Source organism: Solimonas flava DSM 18980 (genome assembly GCF_000426685.1).
GTDB lineage: Bacteria > Pseudomonadota > Gammaproteobacteria > Nevskiales > Nevskiaceae > Solimonas > Solimonas flava.
Genome location: NZ_AUFV01000003.1, coordinates 214713 through 234905 on the forward strand (window position 1 = coordinate 214713; position 20193 = coordinate 234905).

Below are 20193 nucleotides of genomic sequence, written 5' to 3' on the forward strand. Positions count from 1 at the left end.
GCGTGGACGGTCGTTTCCTTGCAGAAATCGCCGATTTCTGCAGCGAGTGTAGTCGACAATTCTGGGCACGCAAGCCCGGCGCACCGACCGCTGGCCCGAACCCGCCGGCCACAGCGCGCGCTGCGCAGCGCCGTCGCTTTTTTAGCACTGACCCCATAATTGTCTAAATATCATTGGCTTATTTTCTTATCGCCGAAGCGGATCGTGGTCGACGGCCGACCGGGCGGCGGCAACCCCGCCGCTGGCGCCGGCTTGCCGCGGTCCGGCGAGCCGGCGTAGATTCCGCCGGACCTGGCATCCGGACCGCGGCCGATTGTCGACAATGCGTCGACCCTCGGGCGGCACCGGCGCGGCGGCGGGAGCGACGATGAAGGCGGCATCGACAGCGACGGAAGCGGTGGAGATCGACAGCGAGAACGGCGCCGGCGACGAGGCGCCGCTGATCCAGCAGACGGTGCGCCGCCTGCTGCGCGACATCCTCGCCGGCGTCTACAAGCCGGGCGAGCGCATTCGCGAGTTCGACGTCGCGCAGCGGCTCGGCATCAGCCGCGCGCCGGTGCGCGAGGCGCTGCGCGTGCTCGAACAGGACGGCCTGATCGAGCTGGCCCCGTGGCGCGGCGCGCGCGTCATCGATCCCGCGGCGGCCGAGATCGCCGATCTGTTCGACCTGCTCGGCGTCGCCTACGGCGCGGTCGCGCGCTTCGCCGTGCGCCATGCCAGCGACGCCGAGCTGCAGCGCTACGCCGACGCCGTCGACGAACTCGGCGCCCTGATCGCGCGCGGCGGCCGGAACGTCGAGCTGGTCGATGCCGCCTACCGCGCCGGCACCCAGCTCGGCGAGGTCTGCGGCAGCCGTCACGCGGCGACGGTGCAGCGCCGGCTCGGCCGCGTCGCCTACTGGCTGCATCGCTTCCTGCAGCCGGCGCCGAGCCGCTGGCGTCAGCAATCGGCGGCCCGCCATCGCAAGCTGGTCGCCGCGCTGCGCATGCGCTCGGAGCCGCACGCCGAGAAGGCGGCGCGGCGCATCGTCGAGCACACGCGCAGCTTCGTGCTGCAGCGCGTGGCGGCGACCGAGGCCGGGCGATGAGCGCGCGTCACGTGCGCGCGCCGGCGACCGGCACGGTCTGGCAGCTCGCCGCCGAGCTCGACGCGCCGCTCGCCGCCGGCAGCGTGGTGCTGTACGTGGAATCGATGAAGATGGAAATCCCGGCGACGATGCCGCAGGCCGGCCGCGTGACGGCCTGGCTGGTGCGCGTCGGCGATGCCGTCGAGGAAGGCCAGCCGCTCGCCGAACTCGGCTGACGCGGCCCCCGCGCAAACGGAAAAAGACCCGCGCCATGGACGACGAAGCCTTGCAGGAACTGCATGAGCGCCGCGCAGCGGCGCTGCGTCTCGGCGGCGACGCCGCGGTCGCGGCCTGGCACGCGCAGGGACGGCTGACGGCGCGCGAACGCATCGACGCGTTCGCCGATCGCGATTCGTTCCAGGAGCTCGGCCGCATCGCCGGCGCCGGACGCTACGACGCGCAGGGCCGCTATCAGGGCTTCACGCCGTCGAACAGCGTCATGGGCCGCGCCGCCGTCGACGGCCGGCCGCTGATGGTCGTCGCCGACGACTTCACGATCCGCGGCGGCTCGTCCGAGGCGGCGGTCGCCGAGAAGTGGATTTACGCCGAGCGCATGGCGCTCGACTTCCGCATGCCGCTGGTGCGTTTCGTCGATTCGGCCGGCGGCAGCGTCAAGCTGCTCGCCAAGGCCGGCCGCACCAAGCTGCCCGGCTATCCGCTGTGGCCGAGCACGGCGCTGATGGGCGCGGTGCCGGTCGCCAGCGTCGCCTTCGGCGCCTGCGCCGGACTCGGCGCGATCCGCGCCGTCGCCGCGCATTTCTCGGTGATGGTGCGCGACCAGGCGCAGGTCTTCGCGGCCGGCCCGCCGGTCGTCAAGCAGGGCCTCGGCGTCGATGTCGACAAGGAAGCGCTCGGCGGCACCGAGCTGTGCACGCGCCTCAGCGGCGCGATCCTCAACGCCGCCGCCGATGAGCGTGACGCGCTCGCGCAGGTGCGGCGCTTCCTGTCGTACCTGCCGAGCCATGCCTGGGAAGCGCCGGCGCGCGCCAGCGTCGACGACGATCCGCAGCGCCGCGACGAGGCACTCAATCACGCGATTCCCGCCAACCGCCGCCGCATCTACGCGGCACGGCCGATCGCCGTGTCGATCGCCGACCGCGACTCGCTGTTCGAGCTGGCGCCGGATTTCGGCGCCTCGCTGCGCACCTTCCTGGCCCGGCTCGACGGCCACGCCGTCGGCCTGATGCTCAACGATCCGGCGGTGGCAGGCGGCGCGCTGACGCGCGCCGCGGCGCAGAAGATGGAGCGCTTCGTCGATCTCTGCGACAGCTTCCACCTGCCGGTCGTGCACCTCGTCGACCAGCCGGGCGTGATGATCGGCCCCGACGCCGAACGTGCCGGCACGCTGCTCGCGGCGGCCCGCGCCGGCGCCGCGATCGAACAGGCCAGCGTGCCCTGGGTCAGCGTCGTGCTGCGCCGCGCCTATGGCGTCGGCGGCTCGATGCTGGGGCCGTGGAGCGGCCCGACCGGCACCGCGCTGAACCATCGCTTCGCCTGGCCGAGCGCGCGCTGGGGCTCGATCCCGATCGAGGGCGGCGTCGCCGCCGCGCACCGCCGCGAGATCGAGGCGGCGGCCGACCCGCAGGCGCGGCGCCTCGAACTGGAGGCGTACTACGAGCAGCTCGGCTCGCCGTTCCGCAGCGCCGAGGCCTTCGGCGTGGTCGACATCATCGAGCCGGCGGAAACGCGCGCGCTGCTGTGCCGCTGGGTGCGCGACGCGGTGCGGCTGACGCAACTGCAGCCGGCGCCGAAGCGGCGGACCCAGCGATGAGCGCCGCCACGCCGCCCGCATCCGGACCGCTCGCCGGCTATCGCGTGCTGGAACTGTGCAGCACGATCGCCGGGCCGGCCTGCACGCGCCTGTTCGCCGACTTCGGCGCCGAGGTCATCAAGGTCGAGCCGCCGGAAGGCGACTCGGTGCGGCAGATCGGCCTGCCGGACGAGGGCATCGCGCTGTTCGCGGCCTCGATCCTGCGCAACAAGCGCGCGGTGACGATCGACCTCAAGACCGCGCGCGGCCGCGAGCTGGTGCTGCGCCTGGCGGCCGGGTGCGACCTCGTCGTCGAGAATTTCCGGCCGGGCACGCTCGAACGCCTCGGCCTCGGCTACGAGGCGCTGTCGGCGCAGAACCCGGGGCTGGTGCTGGTGCGCATCAGCGGCTACGGCCAGAGCGGACCGCGCCGCGAGATGCCGGGCTACGGCGCGATCTGCGAAGCCTTCGGCGGCATCCGCCATCTGATCGGCGATCCGGACCGGCCGCCGCCACGCGTCGCCGTGCCGGTCGTCGATTACCTGACGGCGGCCTACGCCGCCTACGGCGCGACGCTGGCGCTGCTCGAACGGCAGCGCAGCGGCCGCGGCCAGGTCGTCGATTGCGCGCTGTACGAAGCGGCGTTCTCGATGCTCGAAGCCTCGGTGCCGGCCTACGACCGCTTCGGCTACGTGCCGAACCGCGAAGGTTCGCGCCTGCCGTACATGGCGCCGAACAATCTCTATCCGACGCGCGACGGCGGCTACGTGCTGATCGCCGCCAACAACGACGCGACCTTCCGGCGCCTGATGCAGGCGATCGGCCGCGCCGCGCTGCTCGACGATCCGCGCTACGCGACGATCAACTCGCGCTGGGAGCACGTTGACGCGCTCGACGCCGAGATCGGCGCCTGGACCGCCGCACGCGACGCCGCCGAGATCGGCGCGCAGCTCGACGCCGCCGGCGTGCCGTGCTCGCGCGTCTGCACGCTCGCCGACGCGGCGCATGATCCGCACTACGCGGCGCGCGAGATGCTGCTGCGCGCGCCGCACGCGCATTTCGGCGAGCTGCTGCAGGTCGGCATCGTGCCGAAGCTGTCGGCGACGCCGGGCGCCGTGCGCTGGAGCGGCCCGGAGCTGTCGGCCGACACGCGCGCCGTGCTCGCCGAACGGCTCGGCCTGTCCGACGCCGAGCTCGATGCGCTCGAAGCCGAGGCGGTGATCCGCTCGCGCGGGGCCACGCCATGAGCGCCGCGCAGACGCCGCGCCGCGCCTGGCTGGTCGTCGCCCTGCTGATGGCGGCGCACGTGCTGTCGTACGTCGACCGCCAGATCCTCAATCTGCTGGTCGGGCCGATCCGCGCCGATCTCGGCATCAGCGACACCGAGATGAGCCTGCTGATGGGCTTCAGCTTCGCGCTGTTCTACACGGTCTGCGGCATCCCGCTGGCCTGGTGGGCGGACCGCGGCAGCCGGCGCGGCCTGATCGCCGCCGGCGCGTTCGCATGGAGCCTGGCGACCGCCGCCTGCGGACTCGCACAGCGCTACGCGCACCTGCTCGTCGCGCGCATCGGCGTCGGCATCGGCGAGGCCTCGCTGTCGCCGGCCGCGTACTCGCTGATCACCGACACCTTCCCGCGCGAGCGCCGCGCCACCGCGATCAGCCTGTTCGGCACCGGCGTCTACGTCGGCTCCGGCGTCGCCTTCCTGCTCGGCGGCGCGATCATCCACTACGCCAGCACGCATCCGCTGCCGGCGCTGCCGCTGCTCGGCACGCTGCGCCCCTGGCAATTCGTGTTCGTGCTGCTCGGCGCGGTCGGCGCGGTGTTCAGTCTGGTGCTGCTGGCGATTCGCGAACCGCCGCGCCAGCACCGGCGCGAGCACGGCGGCGGCTGGGTGCTGCTGCGCGCCGAACTGCGCGCCAACGCGCGCACGCTGGCCTGCCATCACTTCGGCTTCGCGCTGATCGCGATCGGCGCCTACGGCAGCGCCGCGTGGATTCCGAGCTATCTGATCCGCCTGCACCAGTGGACGCCGGCGCAGGTCGGCATCTGGTACGGCGGCGCGGTCGCGGTGTTCGGCACGCTCGGCGTGCTGCTCGGCGGCGCGCTCGCCGACCGCTGGCTGCGGCGCGGCGTCGAGGACGCGACGCTGCGCGTCGGCATGCTCGCCGCGCTGCTGGCGATACCGTGCACGGCGCTGTTCCTGCTCGCCGACGCGCGCGCGGCGATCATCGCCGCGATGCTGCCGGCGGTGCTGTTCTTCAGCATGCCGTTCGGCGTCGCGCCGTCGGGACTGCAGGACGCCGTCGCGCCGGCGGTGCGCGCGCGCGTCTCGGCGATCTACCTGTTCGTGCTCAACATGCTCGGCCTCGGCTTCGGCCCGACCGCGGTCGCGCTGGTCACCGACTACGGCTTCGGCAGCGATCTCGCGGTCGGCCGCTCGCTGCTGCTGGTCTGCACGCTGGCGCCGGCGCTGGCGGCCGTGCTGCTCGGGCTCGGCCTGGCGCCGTACCGCGCCAGCGTCGCCCGGCAGCGCGCGGCCAGCTGAGGCACCGCGTTCACCAGAAACCGCTCGGCCGGTCCGGATCGTCCTCGTCGTCACGCGTCGGCGCCGCCGGCGGCGGCTTGCGCTGGTCGCGGTAGTACGAAATCGCGCGCAGCGTCGCGAACGGCCCGACGATCAGCGCGACGACCAGGACGATGACGCCGATGATGGTGCCGGTCGCGCTCATCGCTCAGCCCGCCTGCAGATTGGCGAAGCTGAGCATCAGCCACTTGGTGCCGGCGCTCTTGAAGCGGACCTCGATGCGCGTGCGCTCGCCGTCGCCGTCGAACGCCAGCACCGTGCCCTCGCCGAACTTGTCGTGGCGCACCGTCTGGCCAAGGCGCAGACCGGCCGGCCCTTCGCTCTTGCCGGCCATCGCCGGCGTGATCTGCGGGCGCCGCAGCGGCGCCTCGTCGCGCGCGCCGTAGCCGCCGCGCCGCTCGCGCACCTCGTCGCGGCCCCAGCCGCCGCCGTAGCCCGACTGCGAGCCGCTGCCGTAGGCGCCACCGCGCGCCGCGAACGCCGGGCGCGTGACCTGCGCGCGCGGCCGCGTCTCGACGATGCACTCCGGCGGAATCTCGCGCAGGAACATCGACGGCGCGTTGATCTGCTCGACGCCGTGCAGGCGCCGCGTCTCGGCGTAGCTCATGTAGAGCTGCTTGCGCGCGCGCGTGATGCCGACGTAGCAGAGGCGGCGTTCCTCTTCGAGATTGCCCTCGTCGGTCGAGCGCGCGTGCGGGAACAGGCCGTTCTCCATGCCGACCATGAACACGATCGGGAATTCGAGGCCCTTGGCCGCATGCAGCGTCATCAGCTGCACGCAGTCCTCGCCGGGCCCGGCCTGGCGCTCGCCGGCTTCGAGCGCGGCGTGGGTGAGGAACTCGGTCAGCGGATCGGCGGGCGGCGGCTCGTTCTCGTCCGGCGGCGCCGCCTCGACGCGCGGCTCGAAGGCGCGCGTCGCGCTGATCAGTTCGTCGAGGTTCTCGAGGCGCGCTTCGGCCTGCTCGCCCTTTTCCTTGCGATAGTGCTCGCGCAGGCCGCTGCGCTCGATGACGCGCTCGGTCGCGCGCGACAGCGCGACCGCCTTGGTTTCGGCGGCGAGCGACTCGATCAAACCGGTGAATTGCTGCAGGTTCGCGGCGGCGCGGCCGAGCGCGGGGTTACCCTGCGTCGCCGCCGTCCACAGCGACACGTCGCTCTCGCGCGCCAGCGCACGCAGACGCTCGACCGTGGTCGCGCCGATGCCGCGCGGCGGCGTGTTGACGGCGCGCTCGAAGCTGACGTCGTCGTGGCGGTTGTGCAGCAGGCGCAGGTAGGCGAGGGTGTCCTTGATCTCCTGGCGCTCGAAGAAGCGCAGGCCGCCGTAGATGCGGTACGGCAGGCGCGCGCGGATCAGTGTTTCCTCGAGCACGCGCGACTGCGCGCCCATGCGGTACAGCACGGCGATGTCGGACAGCGCGCAGCGACCGTCGAGATGCTCCTTGATGCGGTTGACGACGAACTCGGCCTCGTCGTACTCGTTGAACGCGGCGTAGAGCTGGATCGGCTCGCCGTCGTTGCCTTCCGTCCACAGCTCCTTGCCGAGGCGGCCGGCGTTCTTGGCGATCAGGCCGTTGGCGGCGGCGAGAATGTTGCCGGTCGAGCGGTAATTCTGTTCGAGGCGGATCGTCTCGCAACCGGGGAAGTCGCGCGCCAGCTTGAGCATGTTGTCGACGCGGGCGCCGCGCCAGGAATAGATGCTCTGGTCGTCGTCGCCGACCGCGAACAGCACGCCGGTCTTGCCGGCGATCGTACGCAGCCAGTCGTACTGCAGCTTGTTGGTGTCCTGGAACTCGTCGACAAGGATGTGGCGGAAGCGGCGCCGGTAGTGCGCCTGGATCTCGGCGTGGTCGCGCGTCAGCTCGTAGGCGCGCAGCAGCAGCTCGGCGAAGTCGACGACGCCCTGGCGATCGCACTGCGCCTGATAGGCGCTGTAGATGCGGACGAACTGGCGCTGCGTATAGTCGCCCTGGTCCTCCATCTGCTGCGGCCGGCGCGCCTCTTCCTTCTGCGCATTGATCCAGCCGGCGACGGTCTTGGCCGGCCACTGGTCCTCGGGCAGTTCGAGATTCTTGACGATGCGCTTGACCAGCCGCACCTGATCGTCGGCGTCGAGGATCTGGAAATTCTGCGGCAGCCCGGCTTCGTGGAAGTGCATGCGCAGCATGCGGTGCGCGATACCGTGGAAGGTGCCGACCCACATCGCGCGAATCGGCACGTCGACCAGCTGCTCGATGCGCGCGCGCATCTCCGCCGCCGCCTTGTTGGTGAAGGTCACCGCCAGAATCGACATCGGCGACACGCCCTCGGCGGCGATCAGCCAGGCGACGCGGTGCGTCAGCACGCGCGTCTTGCCGGAACCGGCGCCGGCCAGCACCAGGCGGTGCTCCGGCGGCGCGGTGACGGCTTCGCGCTGCGCGGGATTCAGGGCCGAGACGAGGTGGGAGAGATCAGCGCGGGCTTCGAACATCGGCGCATTTTACGCCGCGCGCCCGCGGCCCGCGGCCGGCTGCGTGTCGCCGTCACTTGTAGCGTGCGCTCGGCGCGAGCGCGCCGTAGGCGCGGACGATCCAGCGATTGAAGCGCTGCCAGCCGGCCGACGTCGCCCGAACCGGCGTCGCGGCCGCGGCGCCGGGCGCCGCCGCGATCGCCGCGTCGGCCGGCGCGTCGACGGCCCGGGACGACGCCGGAACGGCGGACGCGGGCAGTTCGACGAGGGCGTACAGATCCTTGGCCATGGGCATTTCTCCGAAAGGCCGCCTACCATGCGAATCAGGAATGCAGGATGCGGCCGGGGCGGCATTCTTCCTCCGGCGGCTACGCCGTTCAAACGACATTTCGGAAGCTTTTGCATGAGTCAGACGCATGCCAGACGACGCCTGCCGCCGCTCGACCTGCTGCGCGGCTTCGAGGCCGCGGCCCGCCACCTCAGCTTCACGCGCGCGGCCGCCGAGCTGTCGCTGACGCAATCCGCCGTCAGCCGTCAGGTACAGGCGCTCGAATCCCATCTGCAGCAGCCGCTGTTCGAGCGCCGGCATCGCGCGCTGGCGCTGACCCCGGCCGGCGAACTGCTGCGGCGCCAGGTCGGCGAGCTGCTCGCACGGCTCGGCGAGACGATCGAGCAGATTCGCGCGGCGCAGACCGCGCGGCTGGTGACGGTGACGACGCCGGGCAGCGTCGCCTCGCTGTGGCTGCTGCCGCGGCTGCCGGCATTCCGCGCCGCACATCCGCAGATCGACGTGCGCATCAGCGCCGACAGCCGCGTCGCCGACCTGACGCGCGAGCGCATCGACGTGGCGATCCGCTTCTGCCCGACCGAGCGCGCGCCGGGCGATGGCGAGCGGCTGTTCGGCGAGGCGACGATCCCGGTCTGCAGCCCGGCGCTGCGCGCCGATCGCCGGCGGCCGCTGCGTGCGCCGGCCGATCTGCGCCGGCACGTGCTGCTGCACTGCGACGCGACCTCGCCGTATCCGTGGCTGGCCTGGGATCTGTGGCTGGAGACGATGGGGCTGGCTGGCCTGCAGCCGGCCGGCGCACTGCGTTTCAGCCACTACGACCAGGCGATCCTGGCGGCGATCGACGGCCAGGGCATTGCGCTCGGCCGGCGGCCGCTGATCGATGCCCAGCTGGCGCGCGGCCAGCTGGTCGTGCCGTTCGCCCGACAGCTGCGCGCGGCGGTGGCACCGCGCGCGTACTACCTGCTGGTCGAGCCGGCGGCGCGGCAGCGGCCGGAAGTGCAGCGCTTCGTCGCCTGGCTGCGCGAGCAGGCGACGACTGCCTAGACGGCTACTTGCCGCGCGGCGCGAGGATCGCGTCGAGGCGCGCCGGCGTGCCCTTGAGGCGCTGCAGGTGCGGATAGCGCAGGCCGCCGTGGTAATCGAGCTTCACCGTCCGGTAGCGGTCGCCGTCGCGCACCAGCAGCTCGATCGGCGCCGCGCCCGGCGCGGCGGCGCGGCGCACCGCGTCCTTGAGCTCGTCGGCCTCGTAGGCAAAGCCGTTGACGGCGACGATCTGCACGCCGACCGCGAGCCCGGCCGCGTACGCCGGACCGCCCCAGACGACGTCGCCGAGCCGGGCTTCCTTGCCGACCGTGAAGCCGAGCGAATCGCTGAGATCGGTGACCTTGCGGCGCTTCTCGGCGGTCTTGAAGTAATCGCTCGGCGTGTCGGTGTAGACCAGTTCGTAACCGCCGCGGCGAAGGCCGTCGAGCGGGGCGCCGGCGGCGTGCTCGTCGAGGCGCTGGCGCAGCAGCGTCGCCCAGTCGTACGGCTGCACGGCGTCGAGCGCGGCAACCACGTCGTCGAAACGATAGGTCGCCGGCACCCAGCGGCCGTCGTCGATGCCGAAGAAGGCGCGGGCGAAATCGTCGAGCGACCTGCGGCCGCCGCTCTTCTCGCGAATCAGGGTGTCGACTTCGAGCCAGACGAGCTGGCCCTCGGAGTAATAGTCCTCGCTGCGCTGCCAGCTGCGCCACGGGATCGGCCGGCGGCCGGCGATGATCGGATCGTTGGTGGTGTCCTGCAGCGCGCGCCACTGGCGGCCGGCGAGGCGGTCGTAGTACGCGGCCGTCATCGCGATCGCGTCGAGCGTCTGCTCGCGGCTCAGCAAGCCCGAGCGGGCGGCGAGCACATAGCCCCAGTACTGCGTCTGGCCCTCGTAGACCCACAGCAGGCTGTCCTGCATCGGCACGTTGAAGCTCGGCGTCCACAGATCGGCGGGGCGGCGGAACTTGCCGTTCCAGGAGTGCGTGTACTCGTGCGCGAGCAGGTCGCGGCCGACGTAGGCCTTGTCCCAGTCGCTGAAGTATTTCGGCGCGACGCGGTTCTCGCTCGAACGGTGGTGTTCGAGGCCGATGCCGGACAGCTCCTCGCTCAGTGCGACGAGGAAATCGTAGTGGTCGTAATGGCGCGCGCCAAACAGGCGGTCGGCCTGCTGCACGAGGCGTTCGTGCGTTTCGATCTGCGCCGGCGTCGCATCGAGCAGTTCCGGACGGTCGGCGACCAGATTGAGGCGCACCGGATGCGCGGCGCCCGGCGGATCGAGCTGGATCTGCCTGAACCAGCGGCCGGCAAACATCGGCGAATCGACCAGCGTGTCGAACGGCACCGGCTTGAACGTCGTCGTGCCGTCGGCGCTGGCGGCGGCCTCGAGCGCGGTGCCGTAGCCCCAGCCCTCGGGCAGGCGCACGCTGGCCTCGACCGGGATGCGGCTCGTGTACCAGCCGGCCGGATACAGCGCGACCGCGTTCCACTGCAGGTTGAGCATCGCCGGCGTCATCACCACGCGGCCCTGCTTGTCCTCGGTCGGCGAGACGAACTGGAATTCGAGATCGAGCGCGGCGACGCCGTCCGGCACCTCGACGTGGAAGGCGTAGACGTCGGCCGTGTCGCGTGTCCATTCGAGGCGGCGGCCGGCGGCGCTGACCGTCAGGCCGGCGAGGCTGTCGATGCGCCCGCTCGGGCTGTGGTTGCCGGGCAGCCACTTCGGATACAGCAGCGTCAGCCGGCCCGGCGCAGCGACCGGCACCGTCTCGCGCACGCGGAACACATGGCGTTCGAGATCGGTCGCGTCGACCTGCAGGCGGATCGTGCCGGGATACGGCCGGTCCTGCGGCGCGGCGATCGCCGGCGGCAGCGGCGCTGGCACCGGCAGCGGGGCTTCGGCATGAACGGCGGCAACGCTGCACAGCAGCGCGCTCGCGAGGAGCGTCTTCTTCACGGTCAGGTTCGTGCGGTTGGGGGAGACGCCGACCGTACGCGCCACGCCGGCAACGTGTCCAGACGTCGCCCGATGCTTGGGGGTTTTCCGGCGCCGGCAACGCCGGGGCGTGCGGCCCCGGCGTGCGTAGCCGCGGCGCTCAGTGCTTCGCCAGCTTCGAGCGCATGCGGATGTTGACCATCTCGACCAGCGTCGAGAAGCCCATCGCGAAGTAGATGTAGCCCTTCGGCACGTGGAAGCCGAGCCCTTCGCCGACCAGCGCCATGCCGATCAGGATCAGGAACGACAGCGCCAGCACCTTGATCGTCGGATGGTTCTCGACGAAGTTCGAAACCGGGCCGGCGAAGAACATCATCACGCCGATGGCGATGATGATCGCGGCGATCATCACCGGCACGCGATCGGTCATGCCGACGGCGGTGATCACCGAATCGAGCGAGAAGACGATGTCGAGGATCATGATCTGCACGATCACCGCGGCGAAGCCGGTCGCCGCCTTGCCGACCACGTGCTCGGCGTCGTGCGCGCCGCCTTCGACCGACTCGTGGATTTCCAGCGCGCTCTTGCCGAGCAGGAACAGGCCGCCGCCGATCAGGATGATGTCGCGGCCGGAAATGCCCCATTCGCCGACGTGGAACAGCGGCGTCGTCAGCTTGGCCAGCCAGGCCAGCGACAGCAGCAGCAGGATGCGCGTGCCGCAGGCGCCGGCCAGGCCGATGATGCGGGCCCTGGCGCGCTGATGCTCGGGCAGCTTGTTGGCCATGATCGACAGGAAAATGATGTTGTCGATGCCGAGCACGATCTCCAGCGCGGCGAGCGTGAAGAGGGCGATCCAGAGTTCGGGTTCGAGCAGGGCGTGCATGTCAGTACGTCAGGGTGGAGAGAAGAAGGACGAAAAAATCGAAAGCGGCGGCACCGGCCAGCCGCGCGCGGCCGCCGGCCGGGCGCGGGGTGGCGGGGCCCTTCAGCGACGCGACTTGGCGAGCAGGCGCAGGATTTCGAGATACAGCCAGACCAGCGTCACCATCAGGCTGAACGCGCCGTACCACTCCATGACCTTCGGCGCGCCCTGGGCGACGCTGCGCTCGATCGCATCGAAGTCGAGCGTCAGGTTCAGCGCGGCGAGGCCGACGACCAGCAGGCTGAAGCCGATGCCGGCGACGCCGCCCTCGTGAATGAACGGCATGCTGATGCCGCCGAACAGGCGCAGGCCGATGTCGACGAGATAGAGCAGGGCGATCGCGCCGGTCGCGGCGACGATGCCGAAGCGGAATTTCTCGGTGACGCGAATCACCCGCGTGCGGTACAGGAACAGCATCATCACCAGCACGCCGAAAGTCAGGCCGACCGCCTGCACGACGATGCCCGGATGACGCAGCTCGAAGAACGCCGACAGGCCGCCGATCGCGAAGCCCTCGGCCATCGCATAGAGCGGCGCGGTGACGTGCGACCAGGCGCTCTTGAAGACGGTGACGAGCGCCAGCCCGAAGCCGATCAGCAGGCCGCCCCACAGGAACGGCGCGACGCTCGCCAGCGCCGCCTGCGGCCCGGCCTCGGCGAGCACGCCGTTGAAGCGCGTCCAGGTCCAGCCGGCGGCGATCAGCAGCAGCACGAACAGGATCGCGGTCTTGCCGACCGTCCCGTCCATCGTCATGCGCTCGCCGGCGACGACGCCGAAATCCTTGTTGCGCAGTACCGGATTGCCTGTCTGCATGTTCCTACTCCACGCGAGATCGCGGACGGACATCGTAGCGCAGCCACCGCCGCCGCGGCGCTCGGGCCGGCCCGGCGCTGGCCGCGGCGTCCGCGCACCGTCATTTTTCTGTTGCGAGGCTGTCATCCACCGATCACCGCCCGTCAATAAGCTGCAAAGCGCCGATACCGGCGTCGACAGATGGGACGGCTGCATGCGGATCACTTACGGCGTGATGGGCTACGGGCGTGGCCATGCCATGCGCACGATGTCCGTGCTGCCGGCGCTGCAGGCCGACCATGAGGTCACGGTGTTCGCCGGCGGCGACGCCTACGAGGTCCTCGCGCCACGCTTCCCGACGGTGCGCATCCCGACGATCGGCTACCAGTACAGCGCCGGCGGCACGCATTCGCTGCCGAAGACGGTCGCCCGCAACTTCGCGCCGATGCGTGATCTGCTGTTCGGCGGCGCCGGCGTCGCCCAGGTCGAGCGCGAGATGCAGACGCGCGGCATCGAGCTGGTGATCTCGGACTCCGAGGCCTGGACGCATCGCGTCGCGCAGAAGCTCGGCATCCCGCGCATCAGCTTCGATCACGTCGGCATCATCGCCTACTGCAAGCCGCACTTCCCGCCGGACCTGTGGACGCTCGGCATGCGCGACGCCTGGGGCTACCGCGCGCTGATGGGCGTGCCGGAGCGCATCCTGATCTCCAGCTTCTACCCGGCGATCCCGGCCTATCCGCAGGTCCGCATCGTCGGCCCGATGCTGCGCGACGAAGTCGTCGCCGAAACGCCCGAGGAAGGCGATTACCTGCTGGCCTACTTCAACAAGGGCGAGCATCAGTACCTGCCGCACGTCGATCGCGCACTGCGCGAGCTCGACTGCAAGGTGCGGGTCTACGGCACCGGCCTGCGCGGCGAGGACGAGAATCTCGAATTCCGCGCGCCGAGCGTGGCCGGCTTCGTGCGCGATCTGGCGCGCTGCCGCGCGGTGCTGTCGACCGCCGGCAACCAGCTGATCGGCGAGGCGATCCATTTCGGCAAGCCGGTGCTGGCGCTGCCCGAGCAGGCCTTCGAGCAGCGCCTCAACGCGCACATGATCGAGCGCATGGGCGTCGGCGCGCGCGGCGAGCTGATGCGGCTGACCCCCAGCGACGTCGACCGCTTCCTCGGCAACTACGCGTGGTACCGCTCGAACATGCGCGACCACGCCGGCGACGGCCGCGCGCTGGCGATCGAGCATCTGCAGCGCGACATCGAGGCGATGGCGCCGCGCCGCCTGCCGGACGACGCGGCCGGCGGCGCGCGTGCGCGTCAGCAAGCGCGCCGAGGCCTGAGCGGCGGACCTCAGTCCGCCAGCCAGTTGTCGAGCAGGCGCCGCATCAGGCGGTTGTTCTGCGCGAAGGCGTCGAGCTCGCCGAGCACGCGCGCCGGCGACTGCACGTAGCGCGCCGGCGCCGGCGTCTCGTGCTCGAACCAGACGCGGGCGTCGGCCGCCGTCACTTCGAGATGGAACTGGATCGCCGCGACTTTCGCCCCGCTCGCCGTACGCAGCGCAAAGGCCTGGTTGGCGCAGGCTTCGCTGTGCATCAGGCGGCGCGCGCCGGCCGGGATCGCGAAGGTATCGCCGTGCCAGTGGAACGCGCGGAAGCGCTCGGGAAAACCGGCGAAGGCCCAGCTCTGCGCCGCCTCCGGCGCCAGCGCCACGTCGAACCAGCCGATCTCGGCCTGCGCGTTGCGCGTGGTCGGCGCGCCGAGCACGTCGGCGACCAGCTGCGCGCCGAGACAGATGCCGAGCACCGGCCGGCCGGCGTCGATGGCGGCGCCGATCGCCGCCTTCTCGGCGCGCAGCCACGGATAGGCCACGTCCTCGTAAATATTCATCGGCCCGCCCATGACCAGCAGCGCGTCATAGGTCTCCGGCCCCGGCGGCGTCTCGCCGGCATAGAAGCGCGTGGCGCTCAGGCGGTGGCCGCGCCCGGCCAGCGCCGGGGCGATGCAGCCGAAATCCTCGAAGTCGACGTGACGGAAGCCGTGCACCCTCACGGCCGCGCCTTCAGCTCGAGCGCGGCCGAGTTGATGCAGTAACGCAGGCCGCTCGGCTTCGGGCCGTCCGGAAAGACGTGGCCGAGATGGGCGTCGCAGCGCGCGCACAGCACCTCGACGCGGCGCATGCCGTGGCTCAGGTCCTCGCGGCTGGCGACGGCCTCGTTGCTGGCCGGATCGAAGAAGCTCGGCCAGCCGGTGCCGGACTCGAACTTGGTGCGCGCGTCGAACAGCGGCAGGCCGCAGCAGACGCAGTGATAGACGCCGTCGTGGTGGTCGTTCCACAGCGCGCCGGTGAACGCGCATTCGGTGCCGCCCTGGCGCGTCACGCGATACTGCTCGGGCGTCAGCAGCGCCCGCCACTCGGCGTCGGTCTTGCGAATCTTGTCCATGTCATCCGTCCTTCATCTCGGCGGTTCATCGTGGCAGCGCCTGGGCTCGTGGCCCGGCTCTCAACCGTATTCCCATCGCGGGATCTTCCCCGACCCAGCTCCGGCTGGGTTTTTTCTGGGCGTCGCGGCGACTACTCTAGCGGCCGCCCGGATCGCGCCGCGAACGCGGGCGCCATTAGAACAAACCTCCGGGGAATCCTGCCGTGCTGCCTGTCCTGCTCGCCGCCATCGCGCTGTGCGCCGTCGCCGCCATCGTCTCCGACTGGAATGAGGCGCGCACGCCGTTGTTCAAGGTACTCAAGCCGCTGACCACGATCCTGATCGCGGCGCTGGCCTGGAGCGCGCCGGAGAGCGGCTACCGCGACGGCCTGCTGCTGGCGCTGGGCCTGTCGCTGCTCGGCGATATCGCGCTGATGTACGAATCGAACGGCGCGTTCCTGGCCGGCCTCGGCAGCTTTCTGCTCGCACACCTGGTCTTCATGCTCGCGTTCCTGCACGGCGTCGGGCACTACACGCCGCCGCTGTGGGCGGCCGCCTTCGTACTGTACGGCGTCGCGCTCGGCACCATCCTCGTGCGCCGCGCCGACGCGCCGCTGCGCGTGCCGGTCGTGATCTACGCGCTGGTGCTGACCGGCATGGCGCTCACCGCGCTGCTGCGCTGGCAGGCGCTCGGCGGCGTCACCGGCGGCTATGCGCTGCTCGGCGCCGCGCTGTTCGTGCTGTCCGATTCGGCGCTCGGCATCCGCCGTTTCGTCGGCCGCTACCGCGGCGCGCAGGGCCTGATCCTCAGCACCTACTGGGGCGGCATCGCCTGCATCGCCTGGTCGGCGCAGGGCGCCGGCTGACGGCGAACGCGGGGGCGCTGCCGCATCCGTCGGGCGTGACTGGGGGAATTTCCGGCTGCGGATGCGGTCAAGGGATCGTTACAGTCCCCACTTTCCCGATGATGGAGTTCCTGCGATGCGTGTATTCGTGCTCGGCGCCGTGAGTGCCGTCCTCGGCGCCAGCCTGCTCGGCGCCTGCGGCAAATCCTCGCAGGCGCCGGCGGCGCCGGCCAGCGTCGACCAGAAGGCCCTGGGCTCCGGTATCGAGACCGCCAACTTCGATCCGCAGGTGCGCGCCCAGGACGACTTCTACCGCCACATCAACGGCACCTGGCTGAAGAAGACCGAGATCCCGGCCGACAAGTCGAACTACGGCGCCTTCACCAAGCTCGCCGACGACGCCCAGCTGCACCTGCGCGAGATCATCGAAGCCGCCGCCGCCAACCCGGACAAGAAGCCGGGTTCGGACGAGCAGAAGACCGGCGACTTCTACGCCGCGTTCATGGACGAAGCCCGCGCCGACACGCTGGGCCTGCAGCCGCTCGAAGGCGAGCTGGCGACCATCGCCGCCCTCAAGGACCGGAAGGAGCTGCCGGCGCTGCTGGCGCACCTGGAGACGATCGGCGTGCCGACCTTCCCCGGCTACATCGAGCCGGACGCGAAGGACTCCAAGCAGTACATCGTCTACCTGAGCCAGGGCGGCACGCAGCTGCCGGACCGCGACTACTACCTCGAAAAGGGCGACAAGTTCGAGGCGATCCGCAAGGCGTACGTGGCGCACATCGAGAAGATGCTGACGCTCGCCAAGCTGCCGGACGCGGCGAAGAGCGCCAAGGCGATCATGGCGCTGGAGACCCGGCTCGCCGAGGCGCAGTGGACGCAAGTCGCCTCGCGCGACGCCGAGAACACCTACAACAAGGTCGCCTTCGCCGATCTCGCCAAGCTGACGCCGGGCTTCGACTGGACAGCCTTCATCGACGGCACCGGCATCGGCAAGTCGCCGGGCCTGATCATCAGCCAGCCGAGCTTCTTCAGCGCCTGGGACAAGATCATCGGCGCCACCGCGCTGCCGACGCTGAAGGTCTACCTGCAGTGGCAGCTGCTGACGAATTACGCGCCGTACCTGTCGCAGCCCTTCGTCGACGAGAACTTCGCGTTCTTCGCCGGCACGCTCAACGGCGTCAAGGAAAACCAGCCGCGCTGGAAGCGCGGCGTCGAGGCGACCGAAGGCGCGCTCGGCGAGGTGCTCGGCCGCCTCTACGTCGCCAAGTACTTCCCGCCCGAGGCCAAGGCGCGCATGGAAGCGCTGGTGCAGAACCTGCTGAAGGCCTACCAGCAGAGCATCCAGTCGCTCGACTGGATGACCGAGACGACCAAGCAGAAAGCGCTCGCCAAGCTCGCGACCTTCGATCCGAAGATCGGCTATCCGAAAAAGTGGAAGGACTACTCGGCGCTCGAAGTGAAAGCCGATGATCTGGTCGGCAACGTCATGCGCTCGCACCTCGTCGAGCATCATCGCGAGACGGCCAAGCTCGGCGGCCCGATCGATCGCGACGAGTGGGGCATGACGCCGCAGACGGTCAACGCCTACTACAACCCGCTGAAGAACGAGATCGTGTTCCCGGCCGCGATCCTGCAGCCGCCGTTCTTCGACATGAACGCCGACGACGCGGTGAACTACGGCGGCATCGGCGCGGTGATCGGCCACGAGATCGGCCACGGCTTCGACGATCAGGGCAGCAAGTTCGACGGCGACGGCAACCTCAAGAGCTGGTGGACCGACGAGGACCGCAAGAACTTCGAGGCGCGCACGAAGGCGCTGATCGCCCAGTACGACGCCTACGAGCCGCTGCCGGGCCAGCACCTGCAGGGCGCCTTCACGATCGGCGAGAACATCGGCGACCTCGGCGGCCTGTCGATCGCCTACCAGGCCTACCAGCTGTCGCTGAACGGCCGGCCGGCGCCGGTGCTCGACGGCTTCACCGGCGACCAGCGCTTCTTCATCGGCTGGGCCCAGGTCTGGCGCCGCAAGTACACCGACCAGAACCTGCTGAACCGCCTCAAGACCGATCCGCACTCGCCGTCCGAATTCCGCTGCAACGGTGTGGTCGTCAACGTGCCGGCGTTCTATCCGGCCTTCGACGTCAAACCCGGCGACAAGATGTATCTGGCCCCGGAAAAGCGCGTGAAGATCTGGTAACGGCGCGCAAAGCGTCATCCGAAGCCCGCGCTGCCGCCCGGCAGCGCGGGCTTTTTCATGGCGTCATTTGCGCTCGGGCGGGCCCGCTCCGGATAATCCGGGCGTCTCCATTGCCTCGCGGCCCGCCGTGCATGCGGCCGGCCGCTCCTGAATGAACGATTTCGCGCTGACGCTGCTCGCGGTCCTGCTGGTCTTCATCAACGGCTTTTTCGTCGCCGCCGAATTCGCCATCGTCAAGTTGCGGCTGACGCGCGCCGAGGAACTGTCCGAGGAACGCGGTTTCCTCGGCCGCACGCTGTACAAGGTCCGCCACCGGCTCGACGCCTATCTGTCGGCCTGCCAGCTCGGCATCACGCTCGCCTCGCTCGGCCTCGGCTGGCTCGGCGAGCCGGCGTTCTCGCGCCTCGTCGAGCCGCTGCTGAGCGCGCTCGGGATCGAATCCGAGCAGGTGCTGCACAGCGTGTCGTTCGCGATCGCGTTCGGCGTGATCTCGTTCCTGCACATCGTGCTCGGCGAGCTGGCGCCGAAGTCGATCGCGATCCGCCGCACCGAGGTGGTGTCGCTGTGGACGGCGCTGCCGCTGTTCCTGTTCTACTGGCTGATGTACCCGTTCATCGCCATCCTCAACGGCAGCGCCAACCTCGTGCTGCGCACGATGCGCATGCAGCTGACCGAGGAAGGCGAGGAGCCGCACTCGGCCGACGAGATCCGCAAGCTGCTGCTCGCCAGCCACCGTCACGGCGAACTGGAAAGCGCGCAGGCGCAGGCGCTGTCGCATACGCTGGACCTGCCGGAGCTGACCGCCGGCGACCTCATGCGGCCGGTGTTCGACCTCGTCGCGATCGACATCCGCGACGACATCCGCACCAAGCTCGCGCTGGTCGCCCAGCACCGCTACTCGCGCTACCCGGTCAAGGACAGCGAGCAGGACGACCGCTATCTCGGTCTGCTGCATGTGCGCGATCTGGTGCCGGCGCTGCTCGACAACCCGAACCTCAGCGACCTGCAGCCGCTGCTGCGCGAGGTACCGATGGTGACCCGCGACGAACCGGCGCAGAAGCTGTTCCGGCGCTTCCGGCGCGGCCTGCCGCATCTGGCGCTGGTCACCGACGAGCTCGGCACGGTGATCGGCTTCATCACGCTCGAACACATCCTCGAAGCGATCTTCGGCAGCATCCAGGACGAGTTCCACCGCCGCAAGGAAGACTGGGTCGAGACCGGTCCGCATACCTACGAGGGTCCGGGCTGGCTGCCGATCTACACGCTGGAGCGCATGATCGGCCGCGACATCGAGTCCGGCCACGCCGACACCATCGGCGGCCTGGTCATGCAGACGCTCGACCGCCTGCCGCAGCGCGGCGACGTGGTCGACGCCGACGGCCTGCAGATCGAAGTGCTGGAAGTCGCCGGTCCGCGCATCGAACGCCTGCGCGTGACCGCGCCGCCGCACGGCGACGATCTCGAACACGAAGGCTGAGCGCCGCACGGCGGAAACGCTCTGTAACCATTTGCAACGACGGCTTGCACCCGCACGCGAACACGTGCGAGGTAGCCGCTGTCACTGAGCCGCCGCCCCGCACCCGAGACCCGCATGAACGCCCGATACTGCGCCACCGCCCTGCTGCTGCTGACCGCAACCGTCCACGCCGAACCGGAAGGCAAGGCGCCGGAACCGCCCGCCGAGGCCTACGCGGCCTGCGCCGGCCGCAACGCCGGCGACCTGGTCAGCTTCACGACCAAGGAGCACACCATCGAAGGCGTCTGCGAGAAGCACGGCGGGCGCCTGGCGCTGCGGCCGTCGGCGCCGCCGCCGGACGGACGGCCGGCGCTGCCGGGTCACGCCGCACCGGAGCGCTGAGC

At 70.5% G+C, this 20193-nt stretch carries 19 protein-coding genes; 11 read left to right on the forward strand and 8 right to left on the reverse strand.

Features of this window, described 5'->3' with window-relative positions; translation table 11 throughout:
* Positions 1 to 367: 367 nt before the first annotated feature.
* Genes K343_RS23295 through K343_RS0106065 form a run of 5 tightly spaced genes read left to right on the forward strand, consistent with a single transcriptional unit; the run spans position 368 to position 5424 of the window.
* Positions 368 to 1087 carry a GntR family transcriptional regulator gene (locus K343_RS23295; protein WP_161628861.1) on the forward strand — a complete coding sequence of 240 codons (720 nt, stop codon included), beginning with the start codon at positions 368 to 370 and terminating at the stop codon, positions 1085 to 1087.
* A complete protein-coding gene (locus K343_RS0106050) occupies positions 1084 to 1302 on the forward strand; it encodes an acyl-CoA carboxylase biotin carboxyl carrier protein subunit (protein ID WP_020647890.1) in 219 nt (72 codons plus the stop codon). Before K343_RS23295 ends, K343_RS0106050 begins: the two co-directional genes overlap by 4 nt.
* Positions 1303 to 1337: 35 nt before the next feature.
* Positions 1338 to 2897, forward strand: a complete 1560-nt coding sequence (locus tag K343_RS21185) for an acyl-CoA carboxylase subunit beta (protein WP_043112202.1) — start codon at positions 1338 to 1340, stop codon at positions 2895 to 2897.
* Entirely contained in the window at positions 2894 to 4123 is a 1230-nt protein-coding gene (locus tag K343_RS0106060; RefSeq protein WP_028007285.1) for a CaiB/BaiF CoA transferase family protein, read from the forward strand. Before K343_RS21185 ends, K343_RS0106060 begins: the two co-directional genes overlap by 4 nt.
* Positions 4120 to 5424, forward strand: a complete 1305-nt coding sequence (locus K343_RS0106065) for a spinster family MFS transporter (protein WP_028007286.1) — start codon at positions 4120 to 4122, stop codon at positions 5422 to 5424. The genes K343_RS0106060 and K343_RS0106065 overlap by 4 nt, the downstream gene beginning before the upstream one ends.
* Positions 5425 to 5434: 10 nt before the next feature.
* Here the strand turns inward: K343_RS0106065 and K343_RS24360 are convergent, their stop codons facing one another.
* Genes K343_RS24360 through K343_RS0106080 form a run of 3 tightly spaced genes read right to left on the reverse strand, consistent with a single transcriptional unit; the run spans position 5435 to position 8198 of the window.
* The gene (locus K343_RS24360; protein ID WP_154662460.1) at positions 5435 to 5608 is read right to left on the reverse strand and encodes a hypothetical protein; all 174 of its coding nucleotides are present in this window, start codon (positions 5606 to 5608) and stop codon (positions 5435 to 5437) included.
* 3 nt (positions 5609 to 5611) lie between these two features.
* Positions 5612 to 7930 carry a DNA helicase II gene (uvrD, locus tag K343_RS0106075; protein WP_028007287.1) on the reverse strand — a complete coding sequence of 773 codons (2319 nt, stop codon included), beginning with the start codon at positions 7928 to 7930 and terminating at the stop codon, positions 5612 to 5614.
* 52 nt (positions 7931 to 7982) lie between these two features.
* A complete protein-coding gene (locus tag K343_RS0106080) occupies positions 7983 to 8198 on the reverse strand; it encodes a hypothetical protein (RefSeq protein ID WP_028007288.1) in 216 nt (71 codons plus the stop codon).
* A 114-nt stretch (positions 8199 to 8312) separates the two neighbouring features.
* Here K343_RS0106080 and gcvA point away from each other — a divergent pair, with 114 nt between their 5' ends.
* Complete coding sequence (gene gcvA, locus K343_RS0106085) at positions 8313 to 9242, forward strand: transcriptional regulator GcvA (protein WP_028007289.1); 930 nt, start codon at positions 8313 to 8315, stop codon at positions 9240 to 9242.
* A gap of 4 nt (positions 9243 to 9246) precedes the next feature.
* Here gcvA and K343_RS0106090 read toward each other — a convergent pair whose 3' ends face one another.
* The 3 genes from K343_RS0106090 to K343_RS0106100 all read right to left on the reverse strand — a co-directional run bounded on the left by K343_RS0106090 (position 9247) and on the right by K343_RS0106100 (position 12892).
* Positions 9247 to 11178: a M61 family metallopeptidase gene (locus tag K343_RS0106090; RefSeq protein WP_028007290.1), complete on the reverse strand. Its 1932-nt coding sequence runs from the start codon at positions 11176 to 11178 to the stop codon at positions 9247 to 9249.
* Between the two features lie 139 nt (positions 11179 to 11317).
* Positions 11318 to 12040: a TerC family protein gene (locus tag K343_RS0106095; RefSeq protein WP_028007291.1), complete on the reverse strand. Its 723-nt coding sequence runs from the start codon at positions 12038 to 12040 to the stop codon at positions 11318 to 11320.
* Positions 12041 to 12142: 102 nt separating this feature from the next.
* Positions 12143 to 12892, reverse strand: coding sequence for a Bax inhibitor-1/YccA family protein (locus K343_RS0106100; RefSeq protein WP_028007292.1), 750 nt, complete (start codon positions 12890 to 12892; stop codon positions 12143 to 12145).
* A gap of 193 nt (positions 12893 to 13085) precedes the next feature.
* On the opposite strand from K343_RS0106100, the gene K343_RS21190 reads away from it, so the two are divergent.
* On the forward strand, positions 13086 to 14318 hold the full coding sequence (locus tag K343_RS21190) for a glycosyltransferase family protein (protein WP_084615723.1): 1233 nt from the start codon (positions 13086 to 13088) through the stop codon (positions 14316 to 14318).
* Here the strand turns inward: K343_RS21190 and K343_RS23895 are convergent.
* Both K343_RS23895 and msrB read right to left on the reverse strand, forming a co-directional pair.
* A complete protein-coding gene (locus K343_RS23895; protein ID WP_084615724.1) occupies positions 14219 to 14917 on the reverse strand; it encodes a type 1 glutamine amidotransferase in 699 nt (232 codons plus the stop codon). The two genes, K343_RS21190 and K343_RS23895, sit on opposite strands and share 100 nt — an antisense overlap.
* On the reverse strand, positions 14914 to 15309 hold the full coding sequence (msrB, locus tag K343_RS0106120) for a peptide-methionine (R)-S-oxide reductase MsrB (RefSeq protein ID WP_028007294.1): 396 nt from the start codon (positions 15307 to 15309) through the stop codon (positions 14914 to 14916). The genes K343_RS23895 and msrB overlap by 4 nt, the downstream gene beginning before the upstream one ends.
* Before the next feature lie 203 nt (positions 15310 to 15512).
* On the opposite strand from msrB, the gene K343_RS21195 reads away from it, so the two are divergent.
* From K343_RS21195 to K343_RS21200, 4 genes are all read left to right on the forward strand, one after another.
* Entirely contained in the window at positions 15513 to 16154 is a 642-nt protein-coding gene (locus K343_RS21195; RefSeq protein ID WP_051278000.1) for a lysoplasmalogenase, read from the forward strand.
* Positions 16155 to 16269: 115 nt separating this feature from the next.
* The gene (locus K343_RS0106130) at positions 16270 to 18333 is read left to right on the forward strand and encodes a M13 family metallopeptidase (RefSeq protein ID WP_028007295.1); all 2064 of its coding nucleotides are present in this window, start codon (positions 16270 to 16272) and stop codon (positions 18331 to 18333) included.
* A 151-nt stretch (positions 18334 to 18484) separates the two neighbouring features.
* Positions 18485 to 19810, forward strand: coding sequence for a hemolysin family protein (locus K343_RS0106135; protein ID WP_028007296.1), 1326 nt, complete (start codon positions 18485 to 18487; stop codon positions 19808 to 19810).
* Positions 19811 to 19924: 114 nt separating this feature from the next.
* A complete protein-coding gene (locus tag K343_RS21200; protein WP_043112203.1) occupies positions 19925 to 20191 on the forward strand; it encodes a hypothetical protein in 267 nt (88 codons plus the stop codon).
* Positions 20192 to 20193: the final 2 nt, after the last annotated feature.